Consider the following 14,923-nt stretch of genomic DNA (forward strand, 5'->3'; position numbering starts at 1 on the left):
AGCCGCGTCATTACGGGCCGATGTCGGCTGCTCGTCGTAACGTGTGAGCATGGCCAGGAGCACCACGAAATCAGCGCGCGCGTCCGAGAGCGCCACGCCTCGCCCCAAGAGGCAGGCCGCTCCGAAGACCCAGGCCGCCCCCAAGAAGTACATCGACGACGTCGAGAAGCCGCCGGCAGCCGCGCGCGCTTGGCTCGGACTCGCTCACGGCGTGGGCGGCATGTTCCGGGCGTTCGGCCCGGAGACTCTGCAGAAGGACGACCGTCGCGACGGGTTCCCGTTCCTCCTCGTCCTGCTCGCGATCGCGGGCGCCGTCAACGAGTGGTTCTTCATCGGCAACGAGATCGCGACGAACGTCAGCGCGTACTCCGTCGGGCTCCTCATCGGTCGTATGGCCTTCATCTTCCCCGTCCTGCTGCTGCTGCTCGCAGGGTGGTTGTTCCGGCATCCGTCCTCGGTGCACGACAACGGCAGGATCGGCATCGGCTTCGGGTTGTTGATGATCACGCTGGCCGGCTTCTGCCATCTCGCCGGCGGTCTGCCGCAGCCCAGGGAGGGCATGGTCGCGCTCAGTGCGGCCGGGGGCCTGTTCGGATGGATGGTCGGTCAGCCCCTGAGCTATCTGACCTCGATCCCGGCCTACGTGATCCTGTCGCTGATCGCCGTGCTGAGCGTGCTGATCCTCACGAAGACGCCGCCGAACCGCATCGGACAGCGCCTCGGCGATCTCTACGCGTGGATGTTCGACGCCGAGCGTGCGGAGAAGCCTGTCAAGGACTCCGCGGCGATCGACGACGCCGACAAGGTCGACGACCCGGACGTGCTGCCCTGGTGGCGTCGCAACAAGACCGGGCGCGAGGAGGATCCCGACGAGGGCACCCTCGGTTCGGACGACATCACGGCGCTCCTCGGCGAGCCGGAGGCGACTCCTGCCTACGATCAGGCCGTCACGGTGGCGAATCCGTACGACGCCGCCACCGAGGTGATCTCCGACGTCCGGTCGGTGACCGACGCGCTCGCGGAGCAGCAGACCACAGCACTGCTCGACGACGACTCCGACACGGGTGAGATGCCCGAACTCCCGGGCATGGACGGCTTCGGGACGGACGGCCCGGGAGACCGGGGTCCGCAGGCTCCCGTCGCTCCCTACGTGCTGCCGTCGCCGGGAGTGCTCGCCGAAGGTCCTCCGTCGGTCGCCCGCTCGGAGGCCAACGACAAGATCGTCGAGCAGATCACGAGCGTGCTGTCGCAGTTCAACGTCGACGCCAAGGTCACCGGTTTCTCGCGAGGTCCGACGGTCACCCAGTACGAGGTCGAGGTCGGACACGGCGTCAAGGTCGAGAAGATCCTGCAGCTGAGCAACAACTTCGCCTACGCCGTCGCGTCCAACGACGTGCGCATCCTCTCGCCGATTCCCGGCAAGAGCGCGATCGGCATCGAGATCCCGAACACCGATCGCGAGACGGTCTCGCTGGGCGACGTGCTGCGGTCTCAGGCTGCGCAGAAGAGCACGCATCCGCTGACCATCGGCGTCGGCAAGGACGTCGGCGGCAACTTCGTCACCGCCAACCTCGCGAAGATGCCCCACCTGCTGGTCGCCGGCTCCACCGGATCGGGTAAGTCGAGCTTCGTGAACTCCATGATCACGAGCCTGCTGATGCGTGCGCGGCCGGCGGACGTGCGCATGGTGCTGATCGACCCCAAGCGCGTCGAGCTCACGAGCTACGCAGGCGTCCCGCACCTGATCACTCCCATCATCACGAACCCCAAGAAGGCCGCTGAGGCTCTGCAGTGGGTCGTGAAGGAGATGGACATGCGGTACGACGACCTCGCGTCGTTCGGGTTCCGTCACATCGACGACTTCAACAAGGCCGTGCGCGCCGGGGAGGTCGAGGTGCCGGTGGGCAGCGAGCGCGTGCTCAAGCCCTACCCGTATCTGCTGGTCGTGGTCGACGAGCTGGCCGACCTGATGATGGTCGCTCCGCGTGACGTCGAGGACTCGATCGTGCGCATCACCCAGCTCGCGCGCGCCTCCGGCATCCACCTGGTTCTCGCGACCCAGCGCCCGAGCGTCGACGTCGTGACGGGTCTGATCAAGGCCAACGTGCCGTCGCGGCTCGCGTTCGCCGTCACCAGCGTCACCGACAGCCGCGTGATCCTCGACAGCCCCGGTGCCGACAAGCTCATCGGCCAGGGCGATGCGCTCTTCTCTCCCATGGGTTCGTCGAAGCCCTTCCGCCTGCAGGGCGCATGGGTCGACGAGAAGGAGATCGACGCGGTCGTCAAGCACGTCACCCGCCAGGCTCGGCCCGAGTATCGGGCGGATGTGCAGGAGGCGATGGAGCCGGCCAAGAAGAAGGAGGTCGACGAGGACATCGGCGACGACCTCGAGCTGCTGCTTGCGGCCGCTGAGCTCATCGTCTCGTCGCAGTTCGGCTCGACGTCGATGCTGCAGCGCAAGCTCCGCGTCGGCTTCGCCAAGGCCGGCCGGCTGATGGACCTCCTCGAGTCGCGCGAGGTCGTCGGGCCGTCCGAGGGGTCCAAGGCGCGCGACGTCCTCGCGACGCCGGAGCAGCTCCCGCAGGTCATGGCGAAGCTCCGTGGCGATGACGTCCCGTCGGCGCCGGCCGGCTCGGCGTCAGCGCCGGCGATGCCCGCCGCGCCGACGCCCCCTGACCCGGTGGACGCGCAGTTCGACGGTCTCCCGGTGGTGGAGGCGGAAGGCGGCGATGAAGACGCCTGGGGCCTGACGGGACGCGACTGATGGCCATTCCTCGTCAGCTCCCGAATGCGATCACCGTCGCGCGGATCCCCCTCGCCGTACTCTTCTTCGTGATCCTGCTGCTCGGAGGCATCTTCGGCGACGCCGACATCGTGCTGCGCTGGATCGCCGGCGTCCTCTTCGTCGTCGCGATCTCGACGGACTGGGTCGACGGCTACCTCGCCCGGCGCTACGACATCGTGAGCGATTTCGGGAAGCTCTGGGATCCGATCGCCGACAAGCTCCTCACCGGGGCCGGATTCATCGGACTCGCCGTCCTCGGCGAGTTGTCGTGGTGGATCGTGATCGTCATCCTCGTCCGTGAGTGGGGCATCACCGTGCACCGTCTGGTCGTCGCGAGAGAACACGTCGTCGCGGCCGCCTGGATGGGCAAGATCAAGACGGCCGTGCAGGGCGTGGCGCTCTCGTGGGCGCTGCTGCCGCTGCACGTCTTCATCGGCCTCGGCGCATGGACGCTGGTGACCGCGGTGCTCATGATCGCGGCCCTCGTGCTGACGGTCGCGAGCGGCATCGATTACATCTTCGCTCAGGTACGAGGGTCGCGGCAGCAGTCGTGACACTCGCATCGGAGGCCGTCGCAGCGCTCGTCTCCCGTGGGTGGACCCTGGGCGTTGCGGAGTCCTTGACGGGCGGCGCGGTGTGCGCCGAGATCGTCGCGGTTCCCGGTGCCTCTGCCGTGCTGTGGGGTGGCGTCGTCGCCTACGCGACCCCGGTCAAGCACTCGGTGCTCGGTGTCGATGCCGATCTCCTCGCCGAGCACGGACCCGTGCACGCCCGCGTCGCGTTGCAGATGGCGGAGGGCGTGCGAGGCGCCGTCGCGGTCGGCCGTCGCGCCGACGTCGGGATCGCCACCACGGGGATCGCGGGCCCCGATAGCCCCGACGGACAGCCTGTCGGCACGGTGCACATCGCGATCGTGACCCCCGACGGCGCCGTGAGCGAGTCGTACCGCTTCCTCGGTGATCGCGCGACGATTCGCGCCCGCTCCACGGATGCCGTTCTCTCGGCGCTCCGTCGACTGGTCGGGGAATAGCGGCGACACGGGTGCGGTTGTCATGGATGTGCTCACATCGAAAGCACAGCGTGCGAAGGTAGATTCTGTGGCAGTCCCAAGGACTAGACTGGCGATTCCATCGGGGGAGACCCCGCGATGGCGATCTGGGAGGAGGAGGTTCCGATGATTCTCGTACGACAGGAAATCGGCGATGTGCTGAGGGACTTCCGCCTGCAGAAGGGGCGCACGCTCCGGCAGGTCGCGAGCAAGGCGTCCGTGGCCCTCGGCTACCTCAGCGAGGTCGAGCGCGGTCAGAAAGAAGCCTCGAGCGAGATCCTCGCATCCGTGGCGGACGCGCTCGATGTGCCGATCTCGACCATCATGCGCGAAGTCGGCGACCGCATCTCGGTTCTCGAAGGCATCCAGGTGTTCCCGGACGTCGTGCCCGACGATCTCGTGGCCGCGGTCGAGCCCGAGCTCACGCTGCGCTGAGCCCGACGGCGGTCGATCGTCGATGAGACGCAGTGAGTTCCTCCGTGCCGTCGACGCGGAGTTCGGCGGTCGTGCATCGTCTCTGGTGAGCGATCTGGTGTTGAAACCGCTCGATGGCAGGACGGCCGCCGAAGCGTTGGATGCCGGAGTGTCTCCGCGTGACATCTGGCTCGCGCTCTGCGCTGAAGCGGACGTGCCCCTCGAGCGGCGCCACGGGGCGGGACGCCTCGAACCTCGCCGGCACTGAGAGTGCGGAGGCATCCCGGAGGAGACACGCCGAGTCGGCGTGTCGTCGAAGGTGTGTTCGAAACAGGCGTAGTCTTCTGCACAAGTGGTTCAGGGATTACGTTCTCCCCATTCGCCGCGGCCGATGACGCAATGTCGGAGGCTGCTCGTACGGTGTGAACAGGCCCGAGAGCCATACGCCTTGTCGGAGAGTTCCACCCAGCCCGGGTGGGCCGCGACAGCCTACAGGCGGCACCACGCGAGCAGAAGGAGCACGCCATGCCATCACCCGCCGACCGCGAGAAGTCCCTCGAGACCGCCCTCGCCCAGATCGACCGGCAGTTCGGAAAGGGCTCGGTCATGCGCCTCGGCAGCGACGAGCGCGCTCCCGTCGCGGTGATCCCGACCGGATCCATCGCGCTCGACGTCGCTCTCGGCGTCGGCGGTCTCCCGCGCGGCCGCATCGTCGAGATCTACGGCCCCGAGTCCTCGGGTAAGACGACGCTCACGCTGCACGCGATCGCGAACGCCCAGCGTTCCGGCGGCATCGCCGCCTTCATCGACGCGGAGCACGCGCTCGATCCCGATTATGCGGCGAAGCTCGGCGTCGACATCGACGCTCTGCTGGTCTCGCAGCCCGACACCGGTGAGCAGGCGCTCGAGATCGCCGACATGCTCGTCCGGTCGGGAGCGATCGATCTGATCGTCATCGACTCCGTCGCGGCCCTCGTGCCCCGTGCCGAGATCGAAGGCGAGATGGGTGATTCCCACGTCGGACTCCAGGCCCGCCTGATGTCGCAGGCGCTCCGCAAGCTCACGGGTGGTCTCAACCAGACCAACACGACGATGATCTTCATCAACCAGCTGCGTGAGAAGATCGGCGTCTTCTTCGGATCCCCGGAGACCACCGCCGGCGGTAAGGCCCTGAAGTTCTACGCATCGGTGCGCATGGACATCCGTCGTATCGAGACGCTGAAGGACGGAACCGACGCCGTCGGAAACCGCACCAGGGTCAAGGTCGTCAAGAACAAGATGGCACCCCCCTTCAAGCAGGCGGAGTTCGACATCCTCTACGGCGTGGGTATCTCGCGAGAGGGCAGCCTCATCGACTTCGGTGTCGATCATGGCATCGTGAAGAAGTCGGGATCCTGGTACACCTACGACGGCGATCAGCTCGGTCAGGGCAAGGAGAACGCACGGACGTTCCTGATCAAGAACCCCGACATCGCGCTGACCATCGAGACGCAGATCAAGCAGAAGCTCGGCATCGGTGGCGCGGCCGCCGCGCCCGGCGATGAGCTTGCAGAGCGCCGCCCGGCCTGATCATGACGACACGAGACGACGGGGGCGCGTCCGAGAGGATCGCCCCCGTCATCCCTCTCTTCGGCGCGCAGCGAGGAGCACGCGCGGAGTCGACCGCTTCGGTCGGCCGCGACGCCCCTGAGCGGGCCGATCGCGTCACTCCTCACGCTGACGACGACCTCGTTCAGTGGCGTACGACATGGGGTGACGAGCCCTCCTCGCGGCATCCCGCCCGAAGAGGCTCACGATCTTCGAGACCGGGTCTTCGGGCCGTGAATGACACGTCGGGAGATTCCGGGTCTGCGGGTGCAGAGACTGTGCTGGCCCAGAGCGATGTCCGTGCGGCCGCCGAAGAGTCGCTCGTGAGAAAGCTCCGCACACGCTCTCTGTCGGTGTCCGAGGTCCGGTTGATTCTCCGCGGCTTCGAGCACCACGGCATGTCGCTCGACGGGTCGCTGATCGACGACATCCTCGATGATTTCGAGCGTCGCGGATACGTCGACGACGCACAACTCGCCGGCCAACTGGTCGCTGCCGGTGTCGAGCGAAAGGGGCAGGGGCGCGTGGCTCTTTCGCGCGCTCTCGCTCAGCGGGGAATCCCTCGAGAGATCATCGATGCCGCCCTCGACGAGCTGCCCGACGATGATGCCGATCGCGCCCTCGACTACGCCCGGTCGAAGGCACGCTCGCTCGCGCGGCTGGATGCCGACACCGCGCTGCGTCGACTCGTCGGCCAGCTCTCGAGGCGGGGGTACAACGGCGCTGTCGCCATGTCAGCGGCGAAGACGGCCCTGCGCGAGACGTCGGGCGGTCGGCCGGCCACGGGCGTGCGTTTCGTCGACTCCGACTGACCTCGGTCGTCCCGCGCGGCCGCCAGCCGGTGCGTCCGCGGCGCGCGTCGTCGACGCGTGCGGCGGGCACCTGGCCGAGAGGAGGCGCTCGTACAATGGGAGAACCATGACTATTCCGCGCAGTGAACCGACGATCATCGCCTCGTCGTCCGCAGCCGTCGATCTCGACGGACGCCATCGCTCGTACGAAGTGCGAACCTTCGGGTGCCAGATGAACGTGCACGACTCGGAGCGCCTCTCCGGCTCGCTCGAGAGCGCCGGCTATGTGCGTGCCGAGGCTGGCGACGATGCCGACGTCGTGATCATCAACACGTGCGCCGTGCGTGACAACGCCGCCGGAAAGCTCTACGGCACGCTGGGGCAGCTCGCCGCGGTCAAACGTCGCAAGGACGGCATGCAGATCGCCGTGGGCGGGTGCCTCGCGCAGATGGACAAGCAGGCCGTCCTCGACAAGGCGCCCTGGGTCGACGTCGTCTTCGGAACCCACAACATGGGATCGTTGCCCGGGCTCCTCGAGCGGGCTCGTCACAACGGTGACGCAGAGCTCGAGATCCTCGAGTCCCTGGAGGTCTTCCCGTCGACCCTGCCGACCAAGCGCGACTCCGCCCACAGCGGATGGGTGTCGATCTCCGTCGGGTGCAACAACACCTGCACCTTCTGCATCGTCCCCAGCCTGCGCGGCAAGGAGAAGGACCGGCGCCCCGGCGACATCCTGAACGAGATCCGGCTGCTCGTCGAGGACGGCGCCATCGAGGTCACGCTCCTCGGCCAGAACGTGAACTCCTACGGCGTCGAGTTCGGAGACCGGCAGGCCTTCGGCAAGCTTCTGCGCGCGGCGGGCGAGATCCCGGGTCTCGAGCGCATCCGCTTCACGAGCCCGCACCCGGCCGCATTCACCGACGACGTGATCGACGCCATGGCAGAGACGCCGAACGTCATGCCTCAGCTCCACATGCCGCTGCAGTCCGGCAGTGATCGGATCCTCAAGGCGATGCGGCGCTCGTATCGGAGCGAGAAGTTCCTGGGCATCCTCGATCGCGTGCGCGAGCGCATTCCGAACGCGGCCATCACGACCGACATCATCGTCGGGTTCCCCGGCGAGACCGACGAGGACTTCGAAGACACGATGCGCGTGGTCGAGCAGGCGCGGTTCTCGAGTGCGTTCACGTTCCAGTACTCGATCCGCGAAGGCACCCCGGCGGCGACCATGGACGGGCAGGTGCCCAAGGCCGTCGTCCAGGAGCGGTACGAGCGCCTCATCGCCCTGCAGGAGCGGATCTCGCTCGAGGAGAACCGGAAGCAGGTCGGCCGAGAGGTCGATGTCGTGGTCTCCACCGGCGAGGGGAAGAAGGATGCCGAGACGCACCGCCTCACGGGGCGCGCCGAAGACAACCGTCTCGTCCACTTCGAGGTGACCGCCGGCTCGCCGCTGCCGCGTCCCGGCGATGTCGTCACGGTGACGATCAGCCGCGCCGCGCCCTTCCACCTGCTCGCAGACGACCCGACGGGGGCGCCCCTGCAGATCCGTCGCACGCGGGGCGGCGACGCCTGGGATCGCGCGCAGGCGGAGTCGTGTGCCGTTCCGACGCCGAGTGCTGACGGCGGAGCGCCGCGAGCGGTCTCGCTGGGGCTCCCCACCCTGCGTGTCGGCGTGTGACCGATTCGACACCCGCACGGTCGCGCCCGCGACTGTGGGCCATAGTCGGCGCGACGGGGACCGGCAAGAGCGATCTCGCCCTGGATCTCGCGGAGCTGCTGCAAGTCCGAGGCACCCCTGCCGAGATCGTCAACGCCGACGCCATGCAGCTGTACAGCGGAATGGACATCGGGACGGCGAAACTGCCGCTTGCAGAACGCCGCGGCATCCCGCATCACCTCTTCGATGTGCGCGAGGTCGATCAGGAGGCCGCCGTCGCGTGGTACCAGCCACGCGCGCGGCAGGCGATCCACGACATCCAGGCCCGTGGTGGTGACGCGATCCTCGTGGGAGGGTCGGGTCTGTACGTCTCGAGCGTGATCTACGACTTCGCGTTCCCGCCCCGCGACCCGGCGGTGCGCGAGCAACTCCACCGGGAGCTCGAACGCGACGGCCTCGATGCGCTGATGGCGCGCCTTCGCGCGCTCGACCCGGCCACGGCCGACCGAGTCGACCCTCGAAACGAGCGGCGCGTCGTACGCGCGCTCGAAGTTCTCGCACAGGGCGGCGCGACCCACGGCGCGATCCTCCCGGAGAGACCCGCGCTCTGGCAGCCCGGCGCGACACGGGTCGTCGGCCTGCACGTCGACCGTCCCGTTCTCACCGAACGCCTGGATGCCCGGGTGGAGCGCATGTGGCGCGACGGCCTGGTCGAGGAGGTCGCGCAGCTTCGGACCCGCGGGCTGGAGAACGGCACCACGGCTCGGCGAGCGATCGGATACGCACACGCGCTCGCGCAGATCGACGGACGCCTGACGCGCGACGAGGCGGTCGCGGAGACGCAGGCGCTGACCCGTCGATACGCCCGCCGACAGGTGTCGTGGTTCAAGCGCTACCCCGAGATCGAATGGCGGGATGCACCGGCCGACGCCGAAACTCTGCTCACGCACTGATCGCCACCACGGATCGCGACCACGGATCGCTACCGCGGATCGGCGCGGGCGGGGTACGGTACAGGGCTGCGGAATGTCCGAAGCCCGTGGGAGGGTGTCGGCATGGCCACCCACTACTTCACCGCATCCAGCCTCGACGGATTCATCGCGACCGCTGACCATTCGCTCGACTGGCTGCTGTCTCGCGACATAGATCAAGAGGGTCCGATGTCGTACGTCGAGTTCGAGAAGGGCGTGGGCGCGCTCGCGATGGGCGCGTCGACCTTCGAATGGGTGATGGGGCACGACGAAGGGCGCTGGGGGTACACACAGCCCACCTGGGTGTTCACGCACAGGGAGCTCGAGGTCCCGAACGGCGCCGACGTCAGGCTCAGCCAGGGCGACGTGCGCCGCGCGCACGCCGAGATGGTCGAGGCCGCTCAGGGACGGGACGTGTGGATCGTCGGCGGCGGCGATCTCGCGGGCCAGTTCGCCGATGCCGGCCTGCTCGACGAGGTGTGGGTGCAGTACGCGCCCGTGACCTTGGGGTCGGGTGCTCCGCTCCTCCCACGCGCTCTGGAACTGGAGCTCATCGACGTCGCACGCAACCGCGACTTCCTGTGCGGGCGGTACCGGATTCGCAGGGACGCCGTCGAGCGACCCTAGACTCGATCGATGAGTTGGCACGTGCGCGCATTCGATCCCGACGACGCCGACGGTGTGGTCTCCTTGTGGGAGTCGGCAGGGTTGACGAGGCCGTGGAACGATCCGCGACGCGACATCGAGCGCAAGCTGACCGTGCAGCCCGAACTGTTCCTCGTCGCCGTCGAGGAGGGCGCGCAGACGCAGGGGAGCGACGAGAATGCGCCGTCGATCATCGGCAGCGTGATGGCGGGCTACGACGGACACCGCGGATGGCTGTACTACCTCGCATCTGCTCCGTCTCATCGTCGTCTCGGAGTGGGGAGGGCGCTCGTCGCGGAGGCGGAGCGCCTGCTGATCGACATGGGATGCCCGAAGATCCAGTTGATGGTGCGCGAAGGGAACGAGCAGGCGCTGGAGTTCTACGACGCGCTCGGCTACGAGAGATTCTCCGTCTCGAACACGGGCAAGCGTCTCATCGTCGACGCATAGCCCGGTGTCCCTAGACTGGACGGATGGTCGCATTCACCAAGGGACACGGCACGGGCAACGATTTCGTCATCATCGCCGACCCCGACGGGATGCTCGATCTGAGCGCTGAGCAGGTCGCCGCGCTCTGCGACCGGCACTTCGGAATCGGCGCGGACGGCATCCTCCGTGTCGTGCGATCCACGTCGATCGCGGATGGCGCTGCGGCGCCGGCTGCCGAGGCCGGGGCCGAATGGTTCATGGACTATCGCAACGCCGACGGGTCGATCGCCGAGATGTGCGGCAACGGCGTGCGTGTCTTCGTCCACTACCTTCTCCGCTCGGGACTGGCGACGATCGAGCCGGGCGCGTCGCTTCCCGTCGGCACGCGCGCCGGCGTCCGTGACATCACGCTCAGCGACGACGGCTATCAGGTCGATCTCGGTCCGTGGGGCCTGTCAGGAGACGATCCCCTGGTGACGGCCGACGGCCTCCCGGTCGCGCGTCCGGGCCTCGGGATCGACGTGGGCAATCCGCATGTCGTGGTCGCCCTCGCCGAGGACGGCGAACTCGCGTCCCTCGAACTGCACCGTGCGCCTCTTCTCGATCCGGCTCCGCCGGCGGGCGCGAACGTCGAGTTCGTGGTTCCGGGCGAGCCGCTCGTGCGTGACGGCGTCGGACACGTGCGCATGCGCGTCTCCGAGCGCGGCGTCGGGGAGACCCTCAGCTGCGGCACCGGCGTCGCCGCCACGGCCCTCGCCGTGCGGCACTGGGCGGGGGAGAAGGCCCCCGACCGATGGACGGTGGAGGTTCCCGGCGGAACTCTCGGCGTGCGGATGTTCCCGGCGCACGACGGCGAGCACGTCGCCCTCTCGGGCCCTGCCCAGCTCGTCTACAGCGGCGAGGTCGAGCTGATCTGACGTCGTCCGGCGATGTCGAGCTGATCGTCTTCGATTGCGACGGCGTCCTCGTCGACAGCGAGCGCATCTCGGTCGAGATCGACCGTCGCGTCCTCGCGCAACTCGGTTGGGCCCTCACGCGGGAAGAGATCATCCACCGCTTCGTGGGACGCTCCGACGCGCATTTCCGCGCCGAGGTCGAAGCGCATCTCGGGCGAGATCTCGACGACGACTGGGTGCGCCCGTTCGACGCGTGGTACCGCGAGGCGTTCGCGCGCGATCTCGTGGCCGTGCCCGGCGTGGAAGCCGCTCTCGACGTGATCGACCTCGACACCTGCGTCGCCTCCAGCGGGTCACATGACAAGATCCGACGAAGCCTGACCCTGACCGGATTGCTGCCGCGGTTCGCCGGCCGCATCTTCAGCGCCGACGACGTTCGCGACGGCAAGCCCGCGCCCGATCTGTTCCTCCACGCCGCTGCACGGCTCGGTGTCGCTCCGGAGCGCTGCGTCGTGATCGAGGACAGCCGGTTCGGCGTGCAGGCCGCGCGGACGGCCGGTATGCGCGTGCTCGGCTACGCGGGCGGCATCACCCCGGTAGAGTGGCTGGCTGAAGAGGGGGCGACGGTGTTCACCGACATGCGGGATCTTCCCGCGCTGCTCGACACCGTCTGACGCGAGCACTCCCGCTGCTACGACGACAGCGCCGAGAGGGTGATCGGCTCGGTCGGGGGAGTGCCGTGCTTGCGGACCTTGAGCACGCGGTATCCCTTGGCGGTGGCCGTGCGGAACACGCTGAAGCCCGGAGTGAAGGTCGAGCCGATCCACCTCTGCAGCGAGTCGGCCCCGAGATTGCGCTGCACCACGAGCCACGCATCACTGCGCTCGTCGAGACGGGGGATCCACTTCTCCAGCAGACCGTGCAGTTCGCTCTTGCCCACGCGGATCGGAGGGTTCGAACGGATAGACCGGAACATCACATCGGCGGGAACATCCTCGGGGCGCACCGCGTTGACATTGGTGAGGCCGAGGGATGCCGCGTTGCGGCGCACGAGGTCGAGGGCGCGTTCGTTGACGTCGACCGCCCAGACGGTCGCGTGCGGAGCGTTCATCGCCATCGTGAGCGAGATGGGACCCCATCCGCTTCCGAGGTCGAGAAGGTTGCCGCCCGGCGGCACCGGAGGCATGTTGGCGAGGAGGACCGCAGTTCCGGCGTCCAGCCGATCCGGGCTGAAGACGCCGCCTGCGGTGGTGACGTCCAGCTCACGGCCTGCGAGCGATACACGGATCGTACGCAGGTTCTCGGGACTCGCCGGGGCCGCGGTGAAGTAATGGTCGGACCCCATACCGTGAGCGTAGCGGACAGCGCGGGCTAAGGTTAAGACTCGCAAACGAAACCCAGAGAACAGGGACGGATGACGGATACCACGACACCTTCGACCGGCGACGACGCGCTCGACCGCGTGCTCGCGAACTCGGAGAAGCGCACCGAAGCGCGCGTGTTCGGAGCGGCGCAGGCGCTGCAGGACGAAGCGACCGCGGCGCACGCCCGATCCGACGGTGATCAGTGGGATCTGGAGGACCGACACGCCCTGCGACGTGTCGGTGGACTCTCGACCGAGCTCGAGGACGTCACCGAGGTCGAGTACCGGCAGCTGCGTCTCGAGAACGTGGTGCTCGTCGGCGTCTACCCGCAGGGTGCGCAGGACGATGCGGAGAACTCGCTGCGCGAACTCGCCGCTCTCGCCGAGACGGCCGGAGCCGTCGTGCTCGACGGCGTGCTGCAGCGGCGTCCGCACCCGGATGCCGCGACCTACATCGGGCGTGGCAAGGCCCAGGAGCTCCGAGACATCGTCGCCGCGACCGGTGCCGACACCGTGATCGCCGACACCGAACTCGCTCCCAGCCAGCGCCGTGCTCTCGAGGATGTCGTGAAGGTCAAGGTCATCGATCGCACGACGGTCATCCTCGACATCTTCAGCCAGCACGCCAAGAGCCGCGAGGGCAAGGCGCAGGTCGAACTCGCCCAGCTCGAGTATCTGCTTCCCCGTCTCCGCGGGTGGGGCGAGTCGATGAGCCGTCAGGCCGGTGGCCAGGTGGGCGCCGGCGGGGCCGGTATGGGATCACGTGGACCGGGTGAGACGAAGATCGAGCTCGACCGCCGCCGCATCCGCACCAAGATGGCGCTGCTGCGCCGTCAGATCCGTGACTTCGGCCCTGCGCGCGAAGCGAAGCGGGCCGAGCGTCGTCGCAACACGATCCCCTCCGTCGCGATCGCGGGGTACACCAACGCGGGCAAGTCGAGCCTCCTGAACGCTCTCACGAGCGCAGGAGTGCTGGTCGAGAACGCGCTCTTCGCGACGCTGGACGCGACGGTGCGACGCTCGGAGACCGCCGACGGTCGCGTGTACACGCTGACCGATACGGTCGGGTTCGTGCGCAACCTCCCGCATCAGCTGGTCGAGGCGTTCCGCTCGACGCTGGAGGAAGTGGGCGACGCGGATGTCGTGTTGCACGTCGTCGACGGCTCGCACCCCGACCCGGCCGGTCAGCTGCAGACGGTGCGCGATGTGATGGGCGACGTGGGCGTGCGCGACATGCCCGAACTCGTGGTCTTCAACAAGGCCGACCTCATCGACGACGACGAGCGGCTCGTGCTGCGCGGTCTCGAGCCCAAGGCGCACTTCGTCTCCTCGCGTTCCGGTGAGGGGATCGTCGAGCTCCGCGCCGCGATCGAGGACGCACTGCCGAAGCCAGCCGTCGAGATCCATGCCGTCGTCCCGTACGACCGGGGGGACCTCGTCGCGGCGATCCACGAGAGCGGCATGCTGCTCTCGGTGGATCATCGTGAGGACGGCACCGCTGTGCACGCCCGCGTCTCGGAACGTCTCGCCGCCGACCTGGAGCCCTTCGCGGTCAGCGCCTGACGCTCACCCGCGGCCGGGTCACCGCGCGAGGAATCGTGCCTCCACGGTCGCCGCGATCACGATGTCGTCAGGTTCGTACTGCATGGCCGGTGCCGCGTCCGCCGCGAACGCTGCGCCCCGCGCCGCCTTCATCATCATCGGCGTGGGAGCAGCGGGCTGACCGTTCGAGATGAGCCCGACGTCGGCGATCTCGAGCGGGGTCACTTCGTGCAGACCGAGGGCGCTCGCATAGGCCTGAGCGCGGGTCAGGGCGACGCCGACGGCCTGTGCCGCGACAGCGCGCTCTGTGGTCGTGCGCGTCTCGGGTGTCAGGTGCCAGTCGACCCAGCCGACCTCGACACCGTCCCAGATCGAGATGTCGGAGACCCACAGCGACAGCTCGGCGACGTCTCCGAACGTGGCCGTGAGATCGATGCTCGCGTAGTGCACGGGCGCGAGTCGCTTGCCCTCGTTGTTCCACGGACGCTCGGCTCGCACCGAGAGTCGGGTGCTCGACCAGTCGAGCACCCCTCCGGCATCCGCGCGTGCGGTGAGGGACTCGCGCACGGGGTCGGTGAGGCGGGTCACGCGCTCGACGACAGCGGTGCGCTCCGGACCCTCCGCCCGCACGCTGACCTGGATGGTGGCGCGCTCGGGCTTCACGCGCTCTTCGTGCTCGCCGCGGACGGTGACGGTGACATCGCTCATGCGGCGACTCTACGCTCCCCGCCGTTCCCGTGCGGAATGGCGCGGCGTGCGCAGACGTTGTAGTCTGAGACGCTCGGGAACCTCGGT

The 14,923-nt window shown here is 68.2% G+C and carries 16 protein-coding genes; 14 read left to right on the top strand and 2 right to left on the bottom strand.

Annotated elements, in window-relative coordinates; all coding sequences use genetic code 11:
* The first annotated feature begins 49 nt into the window (after positions 1–49).
* The 13 genes from ACIPYT_RS11545 (at position 50) to ACIPYT_RS11605 (ending at position 11,897) form a co-directional block, all read left to right on the top strand.
* Positions 50–2,764, top strand: a complete 2,715-nt coding sequence (locus ACIPYT_RS11545) for a DNA translocase FtsK (protein WP_401073944.1) — start codon at positions 50–52, stop codon at positions 2,762–2,764.
* Positions 2,764–3,339 (top strand): CDP-diacylglycerol--glycerol-3-phosphate 3-phosphatidyltransferase, encoded by a 576-nt coding sequence (pgsA, locus tag ACIPYT_RS11550; protein WP_401073947.1) that lies wholly within the window; start codon positions 2,764–2,766, stop codon positions 3,337–3,339. Before ACIPYT_RS11545 ends, pgsA begins: the two co-directional genes overlap by 1 nt.
* Positions 3,336–3,815 (top strand): CinA family protein, encoded by a 480-nt coding sequence (locus ACIPYT_RS11555; protein WP_401073950.1) that lies wholly within the window; start codon positions 3,336–3,338, stop codon positions 3,813–3,815. Before pgsA ends, ACIPYT_RS11555 begins: the two co-directional genes overlap by 4 nt.
* Positions 3,816–3,959: 144 nt before the next feature.
* Complete coding sequence (locus ACIPYT_RS11560) at positions 3,960–4,268, top strand: helix-turn-helix domain-containing protein (RefSeq protein ID WP_401073953.1); 309 nt, start codon at positions 3,960–3,962, stop codon at positions 4,266–4,268.
* Positions 4,269–4,290: 22 nt separating this feature from the next.
* Positions 4,291–4,515, top strand: coding sequence for a DUF3046 domain-containing protein (locus tag ACIPYT_RS11565; protein ID WP_401073956.1), 225 nt, complete (start codon positions 4,291–4,293; stop codon positions 4,513–4,515).
* A gap of 257 nt (positions 4,516–4,772) precedes the next feature.
* A complete protein-coding gene (gene recA, locus ACIPYT_RS11570) occupies positions 4,773–5,816 on the top strand; it encodes a recombinase RecA (RefSeq protein WP_401073960.1) in 1,044 nt (347 codons plus the stop codon).
* 371 nt (positions 5,817–6,187) lie between these two features.
* A complete protein-coding gene (locus ACIPYT_RS11575; RefSeq protein ID WP_401073963.1) occupies positions 6,188–6,646 on the top strand; it encodes a regulatory protein RecX in 459 nt (152 codons plus the stop codon).
* A 106-nt stretch (positions 6,647–6,752) separates the two neighbouring features.
* Positions 6,753–8,303 carry a tRNA (N6-isopentenyl adenosine(37)-C2)-methylthiotransferase MiaB gene (gene miaB / locus ACIPYT_RS11580; RefSeq protein ID WP_401073966.1) on the top strand — a complete coding sequence of 517 codons (1,551 nt, stop codon included), beginning with the start codon at positions 6,753–6,755 and terminating at the stop codon, positions 8,301–8,303.
* Positions 8,300–9,235 (top strand): tRNA (adenosine(37)-N6)-dimethylallyltransferase MiaA, encoded by a 936-nt coding sequence (gene miaA, locus ACIPYT_RS11585; RefSeq protein ID WP_401073969.1) that lies wholly within the window; start codon positions 8,300–8,302, stop codon positions 9,233–9,235. The genes miaB and miaA overlap by 4 nt, the downstream gene beginning before the upstream one ends.
* A gap of 102 nt (positions 9,236–9,337) precedes the next feature.
* The gene (locus ACIPYT_RS11590) at positions 9,338–9,880 is read left to right on the top strand and encodes a dihydrofolate reductase family protein (RefSeq protein WP_401073972.1); all 543 of its coding nucleotides are present in this window, start codon (positions 9,338–9,340) and stop codon (positions 9,878–9,880) included.
* Between the two features lie 9 nt (positions 9,881–9,889).
* On the top strand, positions 9,890–10,348 hold the full coding sequence (locus ACIPYT_RS11595; RefSeq protein ID WP_401073975.1) for a GNAT family acetyltransferase: 459 nt from the start codon (positions 9,890–9,892) through the stop codon (positions 10,346–10,348).
* A 23-nt stretch (positions 10,349–10,371) separates the two neighbouring features.
* Complete coding sequence (gene dapF, locus ACIPYT_RS11600) at positions 10,372–11,244, top strand: diaminopimelate epimerase (protein WP_401073978.1); 873 nt, start codon at positions 10,372–10,374, stop codon at positions 11,242–11,244.
* Between the two features lie 23 nt (positions 11,245–11,267).
* Entirely contained in the window at positions 11,268–11,897 is a 630-nt protein-coding gene (locus ACIPYT_RS11605) for an HAD family hydrolase (protein WP_401074830.1), read from the top strand.
* A gap of 17 nt (positions 11,898–11,914) precedes the next feature.
* Here ACIPYT_RS11605 and ACIPYT_RS11610 read toward each other — a convergent pair whose 3' ends face one another.
* Complete coding sequence (locus tag ACIPYT_RS11610; RefSeq protein WP_401073981.1) at positions 11,915–12,568, bottom strand: class I SAM-dependent methyltransferase; 654 nt, start codon at positions 12,566–12,568, stop codon at positions 11,915–11,917.
* A gap of 69 nt (positions 12,569–12,637) precedes the next feature.
* Between ACIPYT_RS11610 and hflX the strand changes: the two genes are divergently transcribed.
* A complete protein-coding gene (gene hflX / locus ACIPYT_RS11615) occupies positions 12,638–14,149 on the top strand; it encodes a GTPase HflX (protein WP_401073984.1) in 1,512 nt (503 codons plus the stop codon).
* Positions 14,150–14,167: 18 nt separating this feature from the next.
* Here hflX and ACIPYT_RS11620 read toward each other — a convergent pair whose 3' ends face one another.
* Positions 14,168–14,836, bottom strand: a complete 669-nt coding sequence (locus ACIPYT_RS11620; protein ID WP_401073987.1) for an SIMPL domain-containing protein — start codon at positions 14,834–14,836, stop codon at positions 14,168–14,170.
* Between the last annotated feature and the right edge of the window lie 87 nt (positions 14,837–14,923).

The sequence above is a fragment of the Microbacterium sp. NPDC089695 genome, assembly GCF_044749085.1.
Lineage (GTDB): Bacteria > Actinomycetota > Actinomycetes > Actinomycetales > Microbacteriaceae > Microbacterium.

Excerpts from the sequence above, each read along its gene's own strand:
- ACIPYT_RS11595 (WP_401073975.1), top strand. The coding sequence starts at position 9,890 with ATGAGTTGGCACGTGCGCGCATTCGATCCCGACGACGCCGACGGTGTG.
- ACIPYT_RS11565 (WP_401073956.1), top strand. The coding sequence starts at position 4,291 with ATGAGACGCAGTGAGTTCCTCCGTGCCGTCGACGCGGAGTTCGGCGGT.
- ACIPYT_RS11590 (WP_401073972.1), top strand. The coding sequence starts at position 9,338 with ATGGCCACCCACTACTTCACCGCATCCAGCCTCGACGGATTCATCGCG.
- hflX (WP_401073984.1), top strand. The coding sequence starts at position 12,638 with ATGACGGATACCACGACACCTTCGACCGGCGACGACGCGCTCGACCGC.
- ACIPYT_RS11545 (WP_401073944.1), top strand. The coding sequence starts at position 50 with ATGGCCAGGAGCACCACGAAATCAGCGCGCGCGTCCGAGAGCGCCACG.
- miaB (WP_401073966.1), top strand. The coding sequence starts at position 6,753 with ATGACTATTCCGCGCAGTGAACCGACGATCATCGCCTCGTCGTCCGCA.
- ACIPYT_RS11620 (WP_401073987.1), bottom strand. The coding sequence starts at position 14,836 with ATGAGCGATGTCACCGTCACCGTCCGCGGCGAGCACGAAGAGCGCGTG.
- ACIPYT_RS11610 (WP_401073981.1), bottom strand. The coding sequence starts at position 12,568 with ATGGGGTCCGACCATTACTTCACCGCGGCCCCGGCGAGTCCCGAGAAC.
- pgsA (WP_401073947.1), top strand. The coding sequence starts at position 2,764 with ATGGCCATTCCTCGTCAGCTCCCGAATGCGATCACCGTCGCGCGGATC.
- recA (WP_401073960.1), top strand. The coding sequence starts at position 4,773 with ATGCCATCACCCGCCGACCGCGAGAAGTCCCTCGAGACCGCCCTCGCC.
- dapF (WP_401073978.1), top strand. The coding sequence starts at position 10,372 with ATGGTCGCATTCACCAAGGGACACGGCACGGGCAACGATTTCGTCATC.
- ACIPYT_RS11560 (WP_401073953.1), top strand. The coding sequence starts at position 3,960 with ATGATTCTCGTACGACAGGAAATCGGCGATGTGCTGAGGGACTTCCGC.